Annotated in this window: 16 protein-coding genes; 12 read left to right on the top strand and 4 right to left on the bottom strand. The window is 70.5% G+C overall.

Going from position 1 to position 18,196, the window contains the following annotated elements:
* Window positions 1-116 precede the first annotated feature (116 nt).
* From AB0H36_RS05495 to AB0H36_RS05465, 7 genes are all read left to right on the top strand, one after another.
* The gene (locus tag AB0H36_RS05495; protein ID WP_360516955.1) at window positions 117-2,543 is read left to right on the top strand and encodes a glycosyl hydrolase family 65 protein; all 2,427 of its coding nucleotides are present in this window, start codon (window positions 117-119) and stop codon (window positions 2,541-2,543) included.
* Between the two features lie 149 nt (window positions 2,544-2,692).
* Window positions 2,693-3,655, top strand: a complete 963-nt coding sequence (locus tag AB0H36_RS05490) for a magnesium transporter (RefSeq protein ID WP_360516952.1) — start codon at window positions 2,693-2,695, stop codon at window positions 3,653-3,655.
* A complete protein-coding gene (locus AB0H36_RS05485; protein ID WP_360516949.1) occupies window positions 3,652-4,515 on the top strand; it encodes a universal stress protein in 864 nt (287 codons plus the stop codon). Before AB0H36_RS05490 ends, AB0H36_RS05485 begins: the two co-directional genes overlap by 4 nt.
* 111 nt (window positions 4,516-4,626) lie before the next feature.
* Window positions 4,627-5,118 carry a flavodoxin domain-containing protein gene (locus AB0H36_RS05480; protein WP_360516946.1) on the top strand — a complete coding sequence of 164 codons (492 nt, stop codon included), beginning with the start codon at window positions 4,627-4,629 and terminating at the stop codon, window positions 5,116-5,118.
* Window positions 5,115-6,689 (top strand): FAD-dependent monooxygenase, encoded by a 1,575-nt coding sequence (locus tag AB0H36_RS05475; protein ID WP_360516943.1) that lies wholly within the window; start codon window positions 5,115-5,117, stop codon window positions 6,687-6,689. The genes AB0H36_RS05480 and AB0H36_RS05475 overlap by 4 nt, the downstream gene beginning before the upstream one ends.
* A gap of 37 nt (window positions 6,690-6,726) precedes the next feature.
* Window positions 6,727-7,620 (top strand): ABC transporter ATP-binding protein, encoded by an 894-nt coding sequence (locus AB0H36_RS05470; RefSeq protein WP_360516940.1) that lies wholly within the window; start codon window positions 6,727-6,729, stop codon window positions 7,618-7,620.
* Window positions 7,617-9,203: a hypothetical protein gene (locus AB0H36_RS05465; RefSeq protein WP_360516937.1), complete on the top strand. Its 1,587-nt coding sequence runs from the start codon at window positions 7,617-7,619 to the stop codon at window positions 9,201-9,203. The genes AB0H36_RS05470 and AB0H36_RS05465 overlap by 4 nt, the downstream gene beginning before the upstream one ends.
* Window positions 9,204-9,467: 264 nt before the next feature.
* Here the strand turns inward: AB0H36_RS05465 and AB0H36_RS05460 are convergent, their stop codons facing one another.
* Window positions 9,468-9,890, bottom strand: coding sequence for an Hsp20/alpha crystallin family protein (locus tag AB0H36_RS05460; protein ID WP_360516934.1), 423 nt, complete (start codon window positions 9,888-9,890; stop codon window positions 9,468-9,470).
* A gap of 134 nt (window positions 9,891-10,024) precedes the next feature.
* Between AB0H36_RS05460 and AB0H36_RS05455 the strand changes: the two genes are divergently transcribed.
* Together AB0H36_RS05455 and AB0H36_RS05450 are read left to right on the top strand one after the other, a co-directional pair.
* On the top strand, window positions 10,025-10,408 hold the full coding sequence (locus AB0H36_RS05455; protein WP_360516931.1) for a hypothetical protein: 384 nt from the start codon (window positions 10,025-10,027) through the stop codon (window positions 10,406-10,408).
* 13 nt (window positions 10,409-10,421) lie between these two features.
* The gene (locus tag AB0H36_RS05450; RefSeq protein ID WP_360516928.1) at window positions 10,422-10,751 is read left to right on the top strand and encodes an HPF/RaiA family ribosome-associated protein; all 330 of its coding nucleotides are present in this window, start codon (window positions 10,422-10,424) and stop codon (window positions 10,749-10,751) included.
* 2 nt (window positions 10,752-10,753) lie between these two features.
* Here AB0H36_RS05450 and AB0H36_RS05445 read toward each other — a convergent pair whose 3' ends face one another.
* Window positions 10,754-13,333: a cation-transporting P-type ATPase gene (locus tag AB0H36_RS05445; RefSeq protein ID WP_360516925.1), complete on the bottom strand. Its 2,580-nt coding sequence runs from the start codon at window positions 13,331-13,333 to the stop codon at window positions 10,754-10,756.
* 220 nt (window positions 13,334-13,553) lie between these two features.
* Here AB0H36_RS05445 and AB0H36_RS05440 point away from each other — a divergent pair, with 220 nt between their 5' ends.
* Complete coding sequence (locus AB0H36_RS05440) at window positions 13,554-14,573, top strand: YbhN family protein (protein WP_360516922.1); 1,020 nt, start codon at window positions 13,554-13,556, stop codon at window positions 14,571-14,573.
* Window positions 14,574-14,592: 19 nt separating this feature from the next.
* Here AB0H36_RS05440 and AB0H36_RS05435 read toward each other — a convergent pair whose 3' ends face one another.
* Window positions 14,593-15,264: a CBS domain-containing protein gene (locus AB0H36_RS05435; protein WP_360516919.1), complete on the bottom strand. Its 672-nt coding sequence runs from the start codon at window positions 15,262-15,264 to the stop codon at window positions 14,593-14,595.
* The gene (locus AB0H36_RS05430; RefSeq protein ID WP_360516916.1) at window positions 15,239-15,643 is read right to left on the bottom strand and encodes a VOC family protein; all 405 of its coding nucleotides are present in this window, start codon (window positions 15,641-15,643) and stop codon (window positions 15,239-15,241) included. Before AB0H36_RS05430 ends, AB0H36_RS05435 begins: the two co-directional genes overlap by 26 nt.
* Window positions 15,644-15,843: 200 nt before the next feature.
* Here AB0H36_RS05430 and AB0H36_RS05425 point away from each other — a divergent pair, with 200 nt between their 5' ends.
* The gene (locus AB0H36_RS05425; RefSeq protein ID WP_360516913.1) at window positions 15,844-16,323 is read left to right on the top strand and encodes a pyridoxamine 5'-phosphate oxidase family protein; all 480 of its coding nucleotides are present in this window, start codon (window positions 15,844-15,846) and stop codon (window positions 16,321-16,323) included.
* A gap of 52 nt (window positions 16,324-16,375) precedes the next feature.
* Window positions 16,376-18,130, top strand: coding sequence for a GAF domain-containing sensor histidine kinase (locus tag AB0H36_RS05420; protein ID WP_360516910.1), 1,755 nt, complete (start codon window positions 16,376-16,378; stop codon window positions 18,128-18,130).
* The last annotated feature ends 66 nt before the right edge of the window (window positions 18,131-18,196 follow it).

The following is an 18,196-nucleotide window of genomic DNA, read 5'->3' as shown; positions in this document are numbered from 1 at the left end:
GGGCATGACCTCGGCAGAGGCGGTTGTCACGGCTGTGGCACGCCGAAAGCCCCGGCCTGTTCGAACAGGACCTTCGGCTCTGGTGGGCACCACCGGCCGGCGCGCAGAGTCGAGCCATGACATCCGTGTCCGCTTCGCCGGTCCACGGCGCTGTGACCGACTGGCTCCTTCGTTTCGACGGATACGACCCGGCGGACGAGCGCCGGCGCGAGGCGCTGTGCGCGGTCGGCAACGGGTACTTCGCCAGCCGCGGCGCCTGGGCCGGTTCCGCGGCCGGGGACCGGCACTACCCAGGCACGTACCTGGCCGGTTACTTCAACCGGCTGACCGACCGGATCGGCCAGGCCGACGTCGAGAACGAGAGCCTGGTCAACCTGCCCGACTGGCTCCCCCTCACTGTTGCCATCGACAACGGCGAGTGGCTGACCCCGGACAATTCCGACGTCCTCGAGCACGACGTGGAGCTCGACCTCCGCCGGGGTGTCCTGACCCGCCGTTTCCTCCTGCGCGACCGGCACGGCCGGGAGGTGCGCGGGATCGAACGCCGCCTCGCGAGCATGGCCGACGCCCATCTCGGCGGACAGACGCTCGCCGTCACCGCCGTCAACTGGTCGGGCCGGATCCGGATCGGCTCCGCGGTGCGCGGCGGCGTCACCAACTCCGGGGTCGAGCGCTACCGCAAACTCGCCGGCCGGCATCTCACCGACCTCACCCCGGTGGTTGCCGATGACAAACTCATCGTGACCGCCACCACCTGTCAGTCCCACCATCGCGTGGCCGTCGGCACCAAAACGGTTGCCCTCCACAACGGCGACGTTTTCGACTGGGCCACGCGCACCGACAGCACGTCGGCGTACGCCGAGCTCAGCGTCGAGGTGACGGCGGGCGACGTCGTCAGTGCGGAGAAGGTCGTCGCGATCCACGGATCGCGCGACGCCGGGATCTCGGAGCCGGAGCTGGCCACCCGGATCGCGCTGGACAACGCCCCGGGATTCGAGCAGCTGACCGAAGCCCACGCCCTGGCCTGGTCGCAGCTGTGGCGACGCTTCTCCATCGATCTCGAGGAGCCGTTCGACGGAACGCTGGCCGCACTCCGGCTGAACCTCTTCCACCTGCTGCAGACCGTGTCGCCGCACAGCATCGACGCGGATGCCGGCGTACCGGCGCGTGGCCTGCACGGAGAGGCGTACCGGGGGCATGTCTTCTGGGACGAGCTGTTCGTGTTCCCGGTCATCACCCTGAGGATCCCCGAGCTGACCCGTGCACTGCTGCAGTATCGGTGCCGCCGGCTTCCCGCCGCGCGGCTGGCGGCGCGGCAGAGCGGATACCCGGGCGCGATGTTTCCGTGGCAGTCCGGCAGCGACGGCCGTGAGGAGAGCCAGCGACTGCATCTCAACCCGCTGTCCGGGCGCTGGACCGAGGACGCGACCTTCCGCCAGCGGCACGTCGGTCTCGCGGTCGCCTACACCATGTGGCAGTACGTCGAGACCACCGGCGACGTCGGATTCCTGAGTGACTACGGCGCCGAAGTCATCGTGGAGGTCGCGAGGTTCTTCGCCGCGCTGGCCGAGTACGACGCCGGCCGCGACCGCTACGTGATCAGGGGCGTAGTCGGCCCGGACGAGTTCCACACCGGGTATCCCGGCCGGGCGGATCCCGGTGTCGACAACAACGCCTACACCAACGTGCTGGCGGTCTGGCTGTTCGACGCCGCGGCCCACGCGCTCGACCGGCTGCCGCCCTGGCGCCGTACCGAACTCATCGAGTCGCTCGGGCTCACTCAGGCTGAACGCAACCGGTGGGACGAGCTGACCCGTCGCATGTACGTGCCGTTCCACGACGGCGTGATCAGCCAGTTCGAGGGCTACGAACGACTCGAGGAGCTGGACTGGCCGCACTACCGGCGCAAGTACGGCGACATCCGGCGGCTGGACCGGATCCTCGAGGCCGAGGGGCGCGACGTGACGTCGTACCAGGTGTCCAAGCAGGCCGACGTCCTGATGCTGCTCTACCTACTGCCGCGCCGGGACCTGTACAGCCTGATGGACCGGCTCGGGTACCCGCTGTCGTCCGGCATCCTGCGCTCGACAGTCGAGTACTACCTGGCTCGGACCTGCCACGGCTCGTCCCTCAGCGCCGTCGTCCACGCCTGGGGCCTCGCGACCCTCGATCCGGACCGCGCGCTCGCCTTTCTCGAGCAGGCTCTGCACAGTGACTCCGGTGACGCGACGCGGACCGGGACCACTGCCGAAGGCATCCACCTCGCGGCGATGGCCGGCAGCGCCGACATCGTCCAGCGCTGCTTCACCGGGCTGACCACGACCAACGACGTACTGCGGTTCGGTCCGCGGTGGCCGGCCAAGCTGGGGACGCTCCGGATGGTGCTGCGCTATCGCGGTCATCGGGTGGTCGCCGAGATCTCGACCAAGAGCGTCACCCTGACGGTCGACCCCGAACCCGGCCCCGCGATCGCCGCCCGCTGCTACGGGCGCACCCGCCTTCTACGCCCAGGCGAGACCCACACCTGGACACCTCCGCACTGAGTCTCCGGATCGAAGCCCCGGGCAGGGCCTTCGGCCCGGGTTGCGCCGTACCTTCGCCCCTACGATCGGGCTCGGTCCCGGGGCAGGCTGGAGCAGTGAGAACGCAATCAGCCGGCCGTCGTGCCACGGTAGCGAGTGCGGGCCCGCGCATGCCGGATCACCTGCTGGAGACCGCGGCGCAGCACGCGTCCGCCTCCGTGCCGGTCGCCGCGCCCGACGACACCGTCGGCGAGGTGCTGCGCGGGATGGCCGGCCGTCAGTTCGACACCGCCGCGGTCGTCGCGGTCTGTGCCGACGACCGGCTCTCCGGCGTGGTGACCATCGAACGGCTGCTGGCCGCCGATCCCGATCTCTCCATGCGGGCAGTGATGGATCCCGCCCCTCCCATTGTTGCCCCCGGCACTGATCAGGAACGCGCTGCCTGGCAGGCCGTGAAGCACGGCGAACCCGGGCTCGCGGTCGTCGACAGCACCGGTCGCTTCCGCGGCCTCATCGCACCACAGCGGCTACTGGCAGTCCTGCTGGCCGAGCACGACGAGGACATGGCCCGGCTCGGCGGCTACCTCCACACCACGGCCGAAGCACGTACCGCCAGCACCGAGCCGGTCCCCCACCGGTTGTGGCACCGGCTGCCCTGGCTGCTGCTCGGCCTCGCCGGCGCACTCGCCGCCGCCGGAATCGTCGGCGCCTTCGAGCAGGCGCTGGAACGCGCAGTACTGGTGGCGTTCTTCGTGCCCGGCGTCGTGTACATCGCCGACGCCGTCGGCACCCAGACCGAGGCACTGGTGATTCGCGGACTGTCCGTCGGGGTGGGGATCCGGCGGATCGTCGTCCGCGAGACACTGACCGGCGTACTCGTCGGCGCGCTGCTCGGCGTCGTGGCGGCGCCGGCGATCTGGCTGCTGTGGAACGACGTCGACGTCGCCGTGGCGGTCGGCCTGGCCGTCTTCGCCGCGTCCTCCATCGCAACGCTGGTCGCGATGGCGTTGCCCTGGTTGTTCGCCCGCCTCGGCGCCGATCCCGCCTTCGGATCCGGACCCCTGGCGACGGTCATCCAGGACCTGCTCTCGATCGCGATCTACTTCGCAGCAATCACGGTGGTGACGACATGACCCAGCCCATACTCATCGGGTACGACGGATCAGCCGCGAGCCTCGCCGCACTCCGCTGGGCCGCCGCCGAGGCCCGGCGGCAACTCGTGCCGCTCCGCGTGCTGCACGTGGCGCCGTGGCCGATCGTCCGGAGCGTGACCGGCGCCGCGGTGATGCTGCGGCAGGACAGCATCCGCACCGCCGCGGAACGTCTGCTCGACCAGGCGTGCCGGTCCGTCCGGTCCGCGTATCCCGGTCTGACCGTCGAGGTCGAGGTGGTGTTCGGAGACACCGGGCCCGTTCTGTTGCGGGAGGCCGCGGATGCGGCGATGCTCGTGCTCGGGTCCACGGGACTCGGAGAGTTCCGTGAGTTCGCAACCGGCTCGGTCACGACCCACGTCGCGACCCACGCGCACTGCCCGGTGGTCGCCGTACCCGCCGGCTGGACGCCGGAGCCAGACGGCGAGGTCGTTGTCGGGGTCGACGGGTCGGAGCGGTCCACGGCAGCGATCGACTTCGCGTTCCGGCACGTCGAGCAGAGCGGCGCCCGGCTGACGGCACTGCTGGCTTGGCACGACCCGGTGAGCACCGGCCCTGGCGACATGGTGCCCGTGGTCTACGACCTCGATGCCCTCGAGAGGGACAGCGCACTGGTCCTCGCCGAGACCCTCAGTGGGCACCTGGCCGACCACCCGGACATCAAGGTGACGGAAAGGGTCGTCCACGCGGCCGCCGCCGACGCACTGTTGGATGCCTCGAGAACCGCCCAGTTGGTGGTCGTCGGCTCACGCGGACGCGGCGCTGTCCGCGGCCTGTTGCTCGGCTCGGTCAGCCGCGACCTCCTGCACCATGCCCGCTGCCCGGTCGCCGTCGTCCGCTGACCCGGGCCGAGAGTCCCTGTCTTTCAAGGCCATCCAGCCGCAGCGGAGGCGAGCCGACGTGCCCACGATGAACTTAGGGGCAATGCTCGCTGCTGAAGGAGGAGAAGGCTGATGTCCGAGAAGGTGCTGGTGGCTTACGCCACCAGGATGGGGGCGACCGCCACCATTGCGGCGGCGATCGGCGCCGAGCTGCGCAGGGCCGGTCACGAGGTGGAGGTCCATGAGGTCACTGATGTCAAGGCGGTCAGCGAGTACGGCGCCGTCGTACTGGGCAGCGCGCTCTACTTCGGCCGTTGGCGCCCCGAGGCCGTGCGGTTCCTCCGCAGCCACGCACGGGAGCTGGGCAGCCGGCCGGTCTGGTTGTTCCACAGCGGGCCGATCGGGCCTGGCCGGGATGCGGCGCAGAAGGTCCCGTCCGACGTCGCGCGGCTGGCCGCGAAGATCGGCGCGCCGCCGGTGAAGACCTTCTCCGGGAACCTCCAGCCGGACACCGCGGCCGGGCGCCTCGCGCACCGGGCCCGGGTCGACACCATGGTCGGCGACGCCCGCGACTGGCCGCAGATCCGCACCTGGTCCGACGAGATCGCATCCGCTCTGTCATGACCGACGTCCTGGTGGTCGGTGCCGGGCCGGCCGGGCTCACCACTGCCCTGCAGGCTGTTGCGCACGGCGCGAGTGTTCGCGTGGTGGAACGACGACCGGACGCGTTCCGGCCGTCGCGTGCCCTGATCGTGCACCCGCGGACGCTCGAGTGCCTCCGGCCGCTCGGCGTGACCGGCGAACTGCTCGACCGCGGCGACATCGCGCCCCGCGCCGAGCTCCACCTGGGCCACCGGCGGGTATCGGTCGAGCTGTCCGGCCTCGACCTGCCCGACACGGCCTTCCCGCATCTCACGTTGGTACGGCAGGCCGATGTCGAGGAAGTCCTGGCGCAAGCGCTGGCCCGGCGCGGCGTGACGATCGAGCGAGGAGTCGAGCTGACCGACGCCGCGTTCACCGGGTACGGCGGCGGCCTGGTACGGGCGACGCTCCGCTCGGCGGCCGGCATCGAGGACACGACGTGCCGGTTCGTGGCCGGCTGCGACGGCCCGGACAGCACGGTACGGCGCCTCGCCGGGATCGGCTGGCGAGGTGCGTCGTACCGCCAGGAGGTCGTTCTCGCCGACGTCGAACTGACCGGTGACCTCTCCCCCGGCGTCGTCCATGTCGCTGCCGGACGCAACGGGCTGCTATTCGTGTTCTCGCTCGGCGAGGGCGCGACCTGGCGTCTGCTCGCGACCCGCCCGGTCCGTGGCGCGCCGGACGCAGCATTCGGCCAGCCGGGTGGGGACGTGCCGACACCGGAGCTCCAGCGGCTGATCGCCGACTCGGGGCTGGCTGCCACCATCGCGGAGGTCAGATGGTCCGCCAAGGTCCGGCTGCAGCACCGGCTGGCCGCGGCATACCGGTACGGTCGCCTGTTCCTCGCCGGCGACGCCGCGCACACGCATTCGCCGGCCGGCGGGCAGGGCATGAACACCGGGATCCAGGACGCGGTCAACCTCGGCTGGAAGCTCGCGTACGCCGCCGACCGCGAACGATGCTCCGAGTTGCTCGACTCGTACGGCCGGGAGCGGCGGCCGGTCGCCCGCAAGGTGCTGGCGATGACGCATCTCATCTTCTTCGCCGAGGCGTCGACGCACCCGCTGCCGGCGTTCCTGCGCGGGACGCTGGCTCCGCTGGCTGCCCCCGCGGCGCCCTTGCTGATGCGGCAGCGACGGCTGCTGGCTGAAGGCGTCCGCACACTGTCCCAGCTCCGAGTGAACTACCACGGCAGCCCACTCTCACAGGTCGGTACAGCTCCGGCGGACCGGCAGCTCCAGCCGGGTGATCGGTTGCCGGACGCAACGGTGACCTGTGACGGCCGCACAGTCCGGTTGCACGAACTGACAGCCAGCCCCGGAATCCATCTCCTGCTCTCCCGCGACACCGAGCAGCCGGACCCCCTCGGCCCGCGAGTCCACGTTCATCGCCTGACCAGCCGGCCCGGAGGCGACCTCGTCGCGGTCCGCCCCGACGGGTACGTCGGCCTGCACAGCGGGCCGGCCGATCCCGTCGTACTCCGCTCCTGGCTGGACCTCGTCGGCGCGAGCCCCCCTTGCGGCGGCACGGGCCACGGCGCATCGTCGTACTGATCGGCAACTCGTAGGCAGGCACTCTGGGGAGGCGTGGATGACCTCGGCGATCTCGGTAACGGGGCTGGTGAAGACGTTCGGGCCGACGCGGGCGCTGGACGGACTGGACCTGGAGGTGACGACCGGCGAGGTCCACGGTTTCCTCGGGCCGAACGGCTCCGGCAAGACGACCACGATCCGGATCCTGCTCGGCCTGCTGCGTGCGGACGCCGGCACGGTCCGGCTGCTCGGCGGCGACCCCTGGACCGACGGCGTCGCGCTGCGGGCTCGGCTGGCCTACGTTCCGGGCGACGTGACCCTGTGGCCGGGGATCACCGGCGGCGAGGTGATCGACCTGATGGGGAGGCTGCGCGGCCGGCTGGACCGGCGCCGTCGCGACGACCTGCTCGAGCGGTTCGACCTGGATCCGCGGAAGAAGGCCGGCACCTACTCCAAGGGCAACCGGCAGAAGGTCGGGCTGATCGCCGCGCTCACCTCGGACGCGGAACTGCTGCTGCTCGACGAGCCGACCTCCGGCCTGGATCCGCTGATGGCGTCGGAGTTCCAGCGCTGCATCGAGGAGGTGAAGGCCGAAGGCCGCACCGTGCTGCTGTCCAGCCACATCCTGGCCGAGGTCGAGGCGCTGTGCGACCGGGTCAGCCTGATCAGGCTCGGCCGGACCGTGGAGAGCGGCACGCTGACCGAGCTACGGCACCTCACCCGCACCTCGATCTCGGTCGAGACGGAGCGTCCGCTCGACGGGCTCACGACGCTGCCCGGTGTGCACGACCTGGCGGTCAACGGCAACCGGGCGGCCTTCGACGTCGACAGCGCGCACCTCGACGAGACCATCCGGCAGCTGTCCGTCCTCGGCGTCCGCAGCTTGACCAGTACGCCGCCGACGCTCGAGGAGCTTTTCCTCCGTCACTACGACAGCGAGACCACGTCGTGAGCACGGCGGCGGGAACCGGCACTCTCCTGCGCTTCATGCTGTGGCAGGAACGCCGCAGCCTCCCGTGGTGGCTGCTCGGCGCGGGCGCGCTGCTGGCCTTCCAGTCGGTCGGCAGCCAGGACCTGTACAACACCCCGGAGAAGCTCGCCGCCCTGCGGCAGACGATGACCGGGAACACGGCGATTCTCGCGATGAGCGGTCCCGAACGGCTGCTCGGCACGATCGGCGGTGAAGTCGTCTTCGAGGTGTTCGCGTTCCTCGCGGTCGTGATCGCGTTGATGAACATGTTCCTGGTCGGGCGGCACACCCGGACCGACGAGGAAACCGGTCGTGGCGAGCTGATCCGATCGACCCGGATCGGCCGGCGCGCCCCGCTGGCGTCCGCGCTGTGCCTCGCCGTACTGGCCGACCTGGCCGTCGCACTGGTGCTCTTCGTCGCGGCCGCCGGCACCGGTCTGCCATTCGCCGGTTCCGTGCTGGTCGCGGCCGCGGGTGCAGGAGTCGGAATCGCCTTCGCGGGTCTGACCGCGGTGGCCGCGCAAGTGTTCGAGAATCCCCGGTCGGTGTACGGCGCGGTCGGTGTCGCGATCGGCACCGCCTTCGGGTTGCGAGCCGCGGGGGACGTCGGCAACCCCATCTGGTCCTGGTTGTCCCCTATCGGCTGGGGGCAGCGCACCTTTCCCTACACCGGCGACCGGTGGTGGCCTCTCGCGGTACCGGTGATCGCCGGCGCAGCCCTCGTGTCGGTTGCAGTGGCCTTGCTGGAACGCCGCGACTTCGGAGACGGCTTGCTGCCCTACCGGCAAGGCCGGGCCACAGCCTCCTGGGCACTGGGCTCGCCGCTCGGACTGGCCTGGCGCCTTCAGCGCGGTTCGATCATCGGCTGGACGGCGGGCCTGCTCGTGCTCGGCGTCGCGTACGGGTCGTTCACCGACTCCATCCAGGACTATGTCACCAACAACCCCGAGATCGCCGAGTTCCTGCCGGGCGGTGCGGTCGACGTAGTGAACTCCTACCTCGCTCTGGTGATCCTGTTCTGCGCACTGCTCGCGTCGGCGTCTGCCGTGGCAGGCGCGATGCGGGCTCGGCACGAAGAGACGTCCGGACGGGCCGAGCCGGTACTGGCCACCAAGGTCAGCCGTTGGTCCTGGCTCGGCGGTCATGTCGTCGTCGCCCTGATCGGCGGCACAATCGCCCTGGCCGCGGCCGGCCTCGGTCATGGCCTGGCCTACGGAGTCGCAATCTCCGATCCTGGACAGCTCGTCCGACTGACCGGAGTCGCCCTCGTGCAACTGCCCGCCGTCTGGCTCGTCGTCGCGATCGCCGTACTGGCCATCGGCTGGATACCGCGAGCTGCAGGAGTGGTGGCGTGGACAGTGGTCGGCTACTGCGCGGTGGTCGCGGTCTTCGCCGAGTCGTTCCGTCTGCCCACCTGGTCACGTCAGGCCTCACCGTTCGTCCGTCTCCCGAACGCCCCACTGGACACCGTCACCGCGACCCCCCTCGTGGTCGTAGGCGCCGTGGCGGCGGCCGGCCTCGTCATCGGCTTCCTAGGCCTCGCCCGCCGGGACTTCGGGTACTGATCAGAGCACCCGGCCGACTCCGGGCACCCGGGCGATCAGCAGCCGGGCGAACGCGAACGAGCCCCAGATTCCCCGCCGGCCAGTAGTAGCGCTTCACTTCGGCCGGCGCCGGAACCGGCGATGATCACGGCGATGACGACGACCTTGAGGTTGTCCAGGTAGACCTCGCGGCAGCCCATGGTCGGGCCCCCTACGCACACGGTGGCGGACACGCCCGCCGACGGGCCCGGCCGGGGCGCCCCGGCCGGGCCGGTTGCAGTGGAGTCACTCGGTCTGGTCGATGGTGATCGTGCGCGCCTCGGCGGTCTTCGCCGTGATCGGCACTGTCACCTCGAGGATGCCGGCCGCGTACTTGGCCACGACCGCGCCCTCGTCGGCTCCGTCCGGCAGCATGACCCGGCGGATCAGTGAGCCGTAGTGGAACTCCGACCGGGATCCGTCGTGCTCCTCCTGTTGACGAGTCGCCGCGATGGTCAGCATGCCGTTCGCGACCTCGACCTTGATGTCCTTCGCCGGGTCCATCCCGGGCAGCTCGGCGCGGACGACGTACTTGCCGTCCTCGGTGAACTCCTCGATCCGGACGCCACGCAACGTGCCCGGCCAGGCGAACATGCTCGGCAGGCTCTCGGCCCAGTCGAACAGGTCCACGAACTGGCGCCGGTTGTCCCGGTGCTGGAGTGTCGTCATAGTCTCTCCTCTCTGCTGTACTTCCTCCTACCTCCACCACAGCTCGCCTGATCGCCCTGTCCCAGGGAACTAGGCACCATCGGGAACGGACCTTCGGCCCTGACCGGGCGATCGCCCGGCTCCTACCGTCAGAGATGACGGAGGGGGTGGAGATGCAGGTCAGACTGCGGGATCTGCTGGCCACGGGACTGGTTCTGGCCCTCGTCCTGCCCTATCTCGCCTACCTGGCGGTGGGGGAACTGCCGTTGATCGACACCACCCGGGACATGACCGCCGCCGCGCTGATCCCCGGCGGAGCCGTCATCTACGTGCTGGTGAGCGCCGAGCAGTACGACGCACTGGGGTGGTTCGTCGTGACGCTGGCCGGCACCTGCGCGCTGGCCGGCTTCCTGGCACTCGGCCTCACCGGCTCGTCGGTCGCCGGTGTCCTGCTCGCCGTCTTCGTTGCCCTGGTCATCGTCATCTGGGCGGTCGAACTCGCCGAACACACGACCTTCCCGATCCCGCGCCGGCACTGAGGAGGAGCCCACCATGAAGGCCCAACCGAACACCACACCGGAGCAGTCCGGCAGTCGCGTTCAGCTCACCGTGCGCGGCCCGGTGCCGCGCGACATCGCGACCTACGCCACCGCGAAGATCGACCACGTCCTGAACTGGACACCGGACCGCGTCCAGCACCTGCACGTCGTCGTCACCCTGGCGAACGAGAAGCACGAGGAGGCGGCCGGGATCGAGGTCGAGGCCATCGTCGACGGGACGCCGATCCACGTCCACGCGAAAGGGCCGACCCTGACCGAAGCCACCGACGCAGCCACTGACCGGCTCCGCCGCCAGCTCAGGGAAGGATCCGGCACAGCTTGACCTCAGGGGTGCCGGGTCATCCTGCGGCGCAGGAGTTTGGCGGTTGTATCGGTGAGCAGGAGGACGATCGCGGCGGCGCCGGCGAACAGCCAGCCCTGGTACGACGGCCAGTCGCCCCCGAGCAAGGCGGACAGTTGCGGCACGCCGAGGAAGACGGCCAGCAGGACCAGCTCGGCGAGCACGGCAACGATCAGGGCGCGGTTGCGGGCCGGCGGGATCTCGAACACGGTGCTTCGCTCGCTGCGGCAGGCGAACGCGTTCGCCAGCTGGGCGAGGCCGATGACGGCGAACGCAGTGCCAGAGGCGATCGCGAGTCCGGCGCTCGTCGGCTCCGCGCCGAGCTGCCAGCCGTGGCCGGTCAGCACGATCAGGAAGGCGGCCATCGCGAGCAGTGCCTCGACCGGTCCGAGGATCCCGAACGCTCGCACGAGCAAGGCGCGGTCGACGATCCGGCGATGCCTCGCCGGGCCGTCCAGTGTGCGCCGGCCCGGTGGCTCGACACCGAGTCCGAGCGCCGGGAGCATGTCGGTGCCGATGTCCAGGGCAAGCACTTGCAGAACGCCGATCGCGAGTGGGATCGATCCACCGGACAGCGCCCACACCGCGAACGGTGTCAGCTCGGCGACGTTGTCGGTGAGGTGATAAGTGAGGAAACGCCGTACGTTGGAGAACGTGGCCCGGCCGAGCCGGATCGCGGTGACGATGCTGGCGAAGTGATCGTCGAGCAGCACCAGGTCGGCCGCCGCCCGGGCCACGTCACTGCCCGACGCCCCCATGGCGACACCGACGTCCGCCTCACGCAGCGCGGGTGCGTCGTTGACCCCGTCGCCGGTCATCGCCACGACGTGCCCCCGGGCCCGCAACGCCCGCGCGATCCGCAGCTTGTCCGCCGGCGTCACTCGGGCGACGACCACCCCGTCGTCCCGGTCGAGCAGTTCGCCGAGCTGCTCGTCGTCGGCCGGCAACTCGTTGCCCGTCACAACGATTCCCCTGGAGCCCAGCAGCCCGACCTCGCGGGCGATCACCGCTGCCGTGGCCGCATGATCGCCGGTGACCACGGCGATCCGCACGCCGGCCTGCCGGCAGGTGGTCAAGGCCTCGTGCACGTCCGTCCGGGGTGGGTCCTCCAAGCCGAACACGGCCAGCAGTTCCAGCGCGTCCGGGCGGAGTTCCAGCCGGCCGTGCTGAACCAGCACGCCCTTCGCCTCCGCCACCGCGAGCACGCGGTGTCCCCGGCCGGCCAACCGCTCGACCGCGGCGGTCGCGTCCGGCCCACCGTCGACGCGGCAGTACGGCAGCAGCGCGTCGGGCGCGCCGAGCACGATCGTGTCGCCGTCGGCCACCGCCGCGCTGTACCTGGTCTCACTGGTGAAAGTGACGCGATGGCTGATCGTGCCTGGATCGAGGGCCGGAACGCCGAGCCGCCGGGCGAGCACGTCGAGAGCGACCTCCATCGGATCGCCCTCGGCGACCCAACGACCCTCCAGGCTCACTGCTCGGCCGCGGACGCAGGCCAAGGCCGCTGAGACTGCGCGGGCGGCCGCAGCGATCGCCGTCGGATCCCCTTCGGCCGAGCCGACCGGGTCGTAGCCGTCGCCGTACATCGCAACGGTTCCCTGCGGGGTCCAGACGTCGAGGACCTCCATCTGGTTCATCGTCAGGGTGCCGGTCTTGTCCGTGCAGACGTACGTCGTCGCGCCGAGAGTCTCGACCGCGTCCAGCCGACGGACCAGGGCGTTCCCGTGAGCCATCCGCTGTGCGCCACGCGCCAGTGACAGCGTCACCGTCGGCAGCAGGCCCTCCGGCACCAGAGCGACCGTCACGCCCACGCCGAACAGCAGCGCCTCGGTGAAGCCCAGGCCGAGGACGAGCGACACGGCGGCAAGCGTGACGCCGACCGCCACCGCGATCATCGCGATGATCCGGATCAACCGATGCAGCTCGAGGGTCAGCGGGCTCGGCGGCCGGTCCGCGCTCTCGGTCAGCGACTGAATCCCGGCCAGCCGGGTGTCGCCGGCCACGCCGGTCACGACCGCCTCGGCCTCGCCTTGTACGACGTACGTCCCGGCGAAAACGTCACCCCCGGCCGCCGGGCGGACCGGTACCGACTCGCCGGTGAGCATCGACTCGTCCACGGCCAGGCCGTGCACCGCGACGAGACGCAGATCGGCCGACACCCGATCGCCTGCGCTCAGCAGGACGAGATCGTCGCGGACCAGTCCGGCCGAGTCGACACTCGTCACCTGCCCGTCGCGGATGACCTGAACCCGGGCGGGAAGCAGGTCGCGCAGCCGTTCGGCCGCACGGTCCGCGCGGTACTCCTGAGCGAAGGCGAAGACCCCGTTGAGAACGATGATCACCACGATCGCCGCGGCCAGCGGCGCGAGGTCGGCCGCCAGTGCCAGCGCGGCGGCGACCCACAGCATGACGGCGAACAGGTGGGTCAACTGCCCGGCAAGCAGTCGCCACGCCGGTGTTCGCCGGGGTGGCGGCAGTTGGTTCGGCCCGTCGGCCGCGAGTCGCTGGGCAGCCGCTGCCGCCGACAGACCTCGGGCAATCAGGGTTTCCTGCGAGCTGGGCATGACCACCTCCGCATCGAGCATCCCGATCCGGGGCCTCCTGGCAGCAGGGCCCAACGTCCCGATTTCGGAGCCGAACGGATCTGCACCGCGGTCGCCCGAACTGCCAGCCTGCAAGTGAGAGGAAGGAAACCGCCATGCGAGCATCAGCAGGCGACTGGCTGGTCGTCGAAGGCACCCATCTGAACGAGCACCAACCGCGCGACCGCTGAGCCGGGCAGCCGTGCTCACTCCGGCGGAGCCGCGGAGGACGTGGCCCGCGCTGCTTCGGTCGGCGGCCACGTTCCTGATCCTGGTCGTCCTGATCCGGTACGTGGTGTTCCCGAAGCTGGCCGGTGCGGAGGACTCGCTGCACCTGCTCGCCGAGATCCGGCCCGGCTGGGTGGTTCTCGGTGTCGGGCTGGAAGCCTTCAGCCTGCTGTGCTACTCGCTGTTCACCCGCGCGCTGTTGCGGACCAGCCCGATCCGCTTCTCCTGGATCCTGCGCTCGGACCTGACCGGCTTCGGAGCCAGTCACGTTCTGCCGGGGGGCGGTGCCACGGCGACCGCCATCCGGTTCCGGTTGCTGGTCTCCGGCGGCGCTCGCACGCCCGAGGTGACCGCCGCCGTCGCGGCGGAAGGGGTCGGCACCTGGCTCGCGCTGGTCCTCGTCGCGTGGGTGAGCGCAGGGGCCGCGCTGCTGCTCGATGCGACGGCGGCCTACCTCGTGGCGTTCCTCGTCGGCACGGTCGCGATCGCTTGCGGGCTGCTTGCCGTACGGGAGCGGTCGGCGGTCGAGCGGCTGGCGGGCCGGCTGCTGCGCTGGACGCTTCACCGGCTCCCCCAGCGGGTCCGGCCGTGGACCGCCTCCGTTGCACTGCGTCTGCGGGACCTGCTCGCCGACCCCGAGGTGCGCAAGGCCTTCTTGGGGTGGGCAACGGCCAACTGGGTGCTCGATGCTGCCGCGTTGTGGGTCTTTCTGGCCGCCTACGGTGAGCGCGTCCATCCCGTCATGCTGCTGGTGGCCTACTGCGCGGCGAGCCTGGCCGCGATAGTCCCGATCACTCCGGGCGGCCTCGGAGTCGTGGAAGGCGTCCTGATCTCCATGCTGCTCGGCTTCGGGGTGCCGGCCGACGCCGCAGTACTCGGCGTCATCTCCTGGCGCCTCGTCCAGTTCTGGGCCCCCGTCCCGGTGGCCGGCCTGTGCTACCTCTCACTCCGCGCGGAGTCCCACACCCGCCGAATCCGGCGCCGCACCGGTTGAGTACGGCGCCGGCCGGCGGTCACGGGACCGTCACAGGGGCGGTGTCGTCGAAGGCCCAGGACAATCTGTTGACGACGCCGACCACTCCGTCGACCTCGGCCGTCAGTTTCCCGGCGACCTCGGCCGTGCTGCGGCGATCGACCTCTCCGGAGAGCGTGACGACGCCGTCCTGCACACTGATCTCGAGACCGATCGGGTCGTCCCAGAGCACGTGGTCGACGACATCGCGCCGTACTCGCTGCGCGATCCGGTCGTCGGGCGCCAGGAAGGCCTTCAGCAGGTCCGACCGGGTGACGATGCCGGTCAGGAAGTCCCCGTCGGTCACGATCAGCCGCGTGATCCCCCGGGTCGCCATCAACCGCGCCGCCTCGGGAATCGTCGCCTCCGGTCCGATCGTCACGGCCGGGTGCGACATCAGGTCGCCCGCCCGCAGCCCGGCGGCCCGGGACCGGGCCCGGCGCCGCCACCACCGCAACACCTTGGGCGGCCGCGCGGTGCGCTGGAACTCCTCCTTGCGCATCAGATCGGTCTCCGAGACGACTCCCCCGATGCCGCCGTACCGGTTGACCACCGGCACGGCGCTGATGTGGTGCTCGGCCAGCAAGGTCACGATGACCTTGTACGGCGTGTCCTCGGGCACCGCGACGACGTCCGGCGTCATCACGTCAGCGACGGTCAGCAGATGCCTCATCGCCCGCTCCTGCCTGCTCGGTCATGGCTTGCTGGTGCATCAGGCCGATGATGTTTCCGTCGGGGTCGGCGAACATGGCGAACTGACCGATTCCGGGGATGTCCGTCGGTTCGACGACGGTCTTCGCGCCGAGCTCGCCGGCCCGGTCGAGGGTCGCCTTCAGGTCGTCCACGGCCACGTAGACGGTGACGTACGGCGGCATCTCGCCGCGCGTCTGCATCAGGCCGCCGCCGATGCCGGGACCGGCGTCGCCGGCCGCGACCAACGTGTAGTCCGGACCGGCCGGCTGCAGTTGCCAGCCGAACAACGCACCGTAGAACGACGTCAGTTGCGCGAGGTCGCGTCCGCCGACCTCGAAGTGGATCACCGGGTTGGACATGGTCCTCACCTCCAGGACTCGAGGTGTCCTCCCACTTCCACCGAACGCCGCCGGTGGCCGCCGTCCCAGGGCCGAAGTCCTTTCCATTGACCCCCGAAGGTCCGGAAGGTCGTCTGCTCATGGTGTCCAGGCTGTTCGAGGGTTGGGGTCAGGGACCTTCGACCCTACTGAGGCGTCGGCGGCGGGGGGATGGTTGACGGATGGACGACGTCGTTTCTGTCCAGGAGGAGACCGTGACCGCCATGCCCGACTTCGACCACTCCCGCTTGCAGATCATCAGTCCCGCGGAGTGCCTGCGGCTGATGCGGTCCGTACCGCTCGGCCAGCTCGTCTACACCTACGGCGGCCTTCCCGCGGTTCGCCTGGTCAACTTCCTCGTCGACGACGACACGATCGTGTTCGACTCCGGACCGGGTGACAAGCTCCGGGCAGCGGAACGGGGCGATGTGGTCGCGTTCGAGACCGACGTGGTGGACGCCGAGCGGCACCTGGGCTGGACCGTGACAGCTGTCGGCCACCTGTCTGTGGTCACCGCGGACGAGGCGGCCGCGCTCCGGCGGACCCTGCCGCTGCATTCCTGGCTGCCGATGGACGACCCACACCTCGTCCGTCTCGGCATCGAGTCCGTCAACGGGCGCCGCCTGGTGCCGTGGGGTCAGCGACCGCGATCAGGCGTTTGAATCTCCGCGGTGACGGTTCACATCCGGGGCGCATTCTTCGTAACGTAGGCACGTGACAGATGGATCACGGACCGGGCGGGGAACCTGGGACGAGGGGGCGCTCGAGTTCGCCGGACTGTCCCGGGTGCGCCTCGACGCCCTTTTGCAGGAGCTGCTCGGCCGGGTCGACGAGATCATGGAGTCGCAGGAGCGGCTCCGCGCCCTCCTCGACGCGGTCGTCGGCATCGGCGCGGACCTCGACCTGAACAGCACCCTCGACCGGATCGTCACCGCCGCCTGCGAACTGGCCAGCGCCCGGTACGGCGCACTCGGCGTCGTCGGACCGGACGGCAAACGACTGGTCCGGTTCATCACGTACGGCGTCACCGACGAGCAGATCGCCGCGATCGGCCCGTATCCCGAGGGCCACGGCATCCTCGGCCTGCTGATCGACCACCCCGAGCCGATCCGCCTGGCCGATCTGGCCGAGCACCCGCGGTCATACGGCTTTCCGGCCAACCATCCGCCGATGAAGACGTTCCTCGGCGTGCCGATCCGCACCAGGGAACTCGCCTTCGGCAACCTGTACCTGACCGAGAAGACCGGCGGTGCCGCCTTCACCGAGGACGACGAGCGCACGGTCACCGCGCTGGCGGCCGCGGCGGGTGTCGTGATCGACAACGCCAGGCTCTACGCCGACACCGAGCAGCGCCGCCGATGGCACGAGGCGAACGCCGAGATCACGCAGCTGATGCTGGGCCAGTTCGACTCCGACGAGGCACTCCACCTGATCGCACGGAGAGCCCGCGAGGTGTCCGGCGCGCAGGTCGCGGCCGTGCTGCTCGCCGACGACGAACAGGACCTCGTGGTGCGTGCCATCGACGGCCCGGCCGAGTTCCAGCCTTTCCTGGGCCGCCGCCTCCCCGCCGATCTCCCGGTGATCAGCCGGGCCGCCTCGGGCAGCGGCGAGCAGGTCGTGATCGAGGATCTCGCGCAACTCCTCAAGGACGCCGGTGGCCTGACCGAGTTCCCGGAAGGCGCAAATCTAGGCCGTACGACGATCGCACCGCTACCGGCCGGCAGTACCGGCACGGGCGGCCTGCTCGTGGTGGCGGCCGAGCAGGGAGCGACCTTCCGGGTCTCCGACGGCGCCGCCCTGGTCCAACTGTTCGCCGGCCAGGCCACTCTGGCACTCGAGCGGGCCCAGGCCCAGCGCGACCGCGACATGCTGGCCGTCCTCGAAGATCGCGACCGGATCGCCCGGGACCTGCACGACCTGGTCATCCAGCGGCTGTTCGCGACCGGACTGCAGCTTCAGGGCATGCAGCGGCTCGCCCGGCCCGAGCACCAGCAACGACTGCATCGCGCGGTCGAGGACATCGACACCACCATCCACGACCTCCGGGCCGCGATCTTCGAGCTCCAGCAGGCCCCCGACGCCACGTCGCTGCGCGGTGACATCCACGCCCTGGTCGCGGAGTACACCGACCCACTCGGCTTCCGGCCCCAACTCACCTGCACCGGCCCGATCGACACCGTCGTACCGGAGGCCGTCCGGCCGCAGATCCTCGCCACCGTTCGCGAATCGCTGTCCAACGTGGTCCGCCACGCCCAGGCGTCGCATGTCACCGTCGAGATCGCGGTCGACTCCCACCACGTGCTCGCCCGAGTCGCCGACGATGGAGTCGGCATCGGGAACTCCCGTCGATCGAGCGGCCTGCGCAACCTGACCGAACGGGCGCACGCCCTCGGCGGAACTGTCCAGATCACCGACAACGACCCGCACGGCACGGTGGTCGAGCTGCGCGCCCCGCTCAACGGCGACTGACAAGCCGAACGGCCTGCCAAGTCGGGACTCTTGACCGCAGCGGGGCCCTCCTCGCACGGGTCAGGC

Source organism: Kribbella sp. NPDC050820, assembly GCF_040653975.1.
Lineage (GTDB): Bacteria > Actinomycetota > Actinomycetes > Propionibacteriales > Kribbellaceae > Kribbella.
The sequence above is the reverse complement of the archived record's forward strand: the minus strand, read 5'-3'. Positions and strand labels throughout refer to the sequence as shown.

Bases quoted from the DNA above. Each gene is read 5' to 3' on its own strand.
- AB0H36_RS05485 (WP_360516949.1), top strand. From the start codon at position 3,652: ATGACCCAGCCCATACTCATCGGGTACGACGGATCAGCCGCGAGCCTC.
- AB0H36_RS05480 (WP_360516946.1), top strand. From the start codon at position 4,627: ATGTCCGAGAAGGTGCTGGTGGCTTACGCCACCAGGATGGGGGCGACC.
- AB0H36_RS05475 (WP_360516943.1), top strand. From the start codon at position 5,115: ATGACCGACGTCCTGGTGGTCGGTGCCGGGCCGGCCGGGCTCACCACT.
- AB0H36_RS05445 (WP_360516925.1), bottom strand. From the start codon at position 13,333: ATGCCCAGCTCGCAGGAAACCCTGATTGCCCGAGGTCTGTCGGCGGCA.
- AB0H36_RS05460 (WP_360516934.1), bottom strand. From the start codon at position 9,890: ATGACGACACTCCAGCACCGGGACAACCGGCGCCAGTTCGTGGACCTG.
- AB0H36_RS05470 (WP_360516940.1), top strand. From the start codon at position 6,727: ATGACCTCGGCGATCTCGGTAACGGGGCTGGTGAAGACGTTCGGGCCG.
- AB0H36_RS05455 (WP_360516931.1), top strand. From the start codon at position 10,025: ATGACGGAGGGGGTGGAGATGCAGGTCAGACTGCGGGATCTGCTGGCC.
- AB0H36_RS05430 (WP_360516916.1), bottom strand. From the start codon at position 15,643: ATGTCCAACCCGGTGATCCACTTCGAGGTCGGCGGACGCGACCTCGCG.
- AB0H36_RS05425 (WP_360516913.1), top strand. From the start codon at position 15,844: ATGGACGACGTCGTTTCTGTCCAGGAGGAGACCGTGACCGCCATGCCC.
- AB0H36_RS05495 (WP_360516955.1), top strand. From the start codon at position 117: ATGACATCCGTGTCCGCTTCGCCGGTCCACGGCGCTGTGACCGACTGG.
- AB0H36_RS05450 (WP_360516928.1), top strand. From the start codon at position 10,422: ATGAAGGCCCAACCGAACACCACACCGGAGCAGTCCGGCAGTCGCGTT.
- AB0H36_RS05490 (WP_360516952.1), top strand. From the start codon at position 2,693: ATGCCGGATCACCTGCTGGAGACCGCGGCGCAGCACGCGTCCGCCTCC.
- AB0H36_RS05435 (WP_360516919.1), bottom strand. From the start codon at position 15,264: ATGAGGCATCTGCTGACCGTCGCTGACGTGATGACGCCGGACGTCGTC.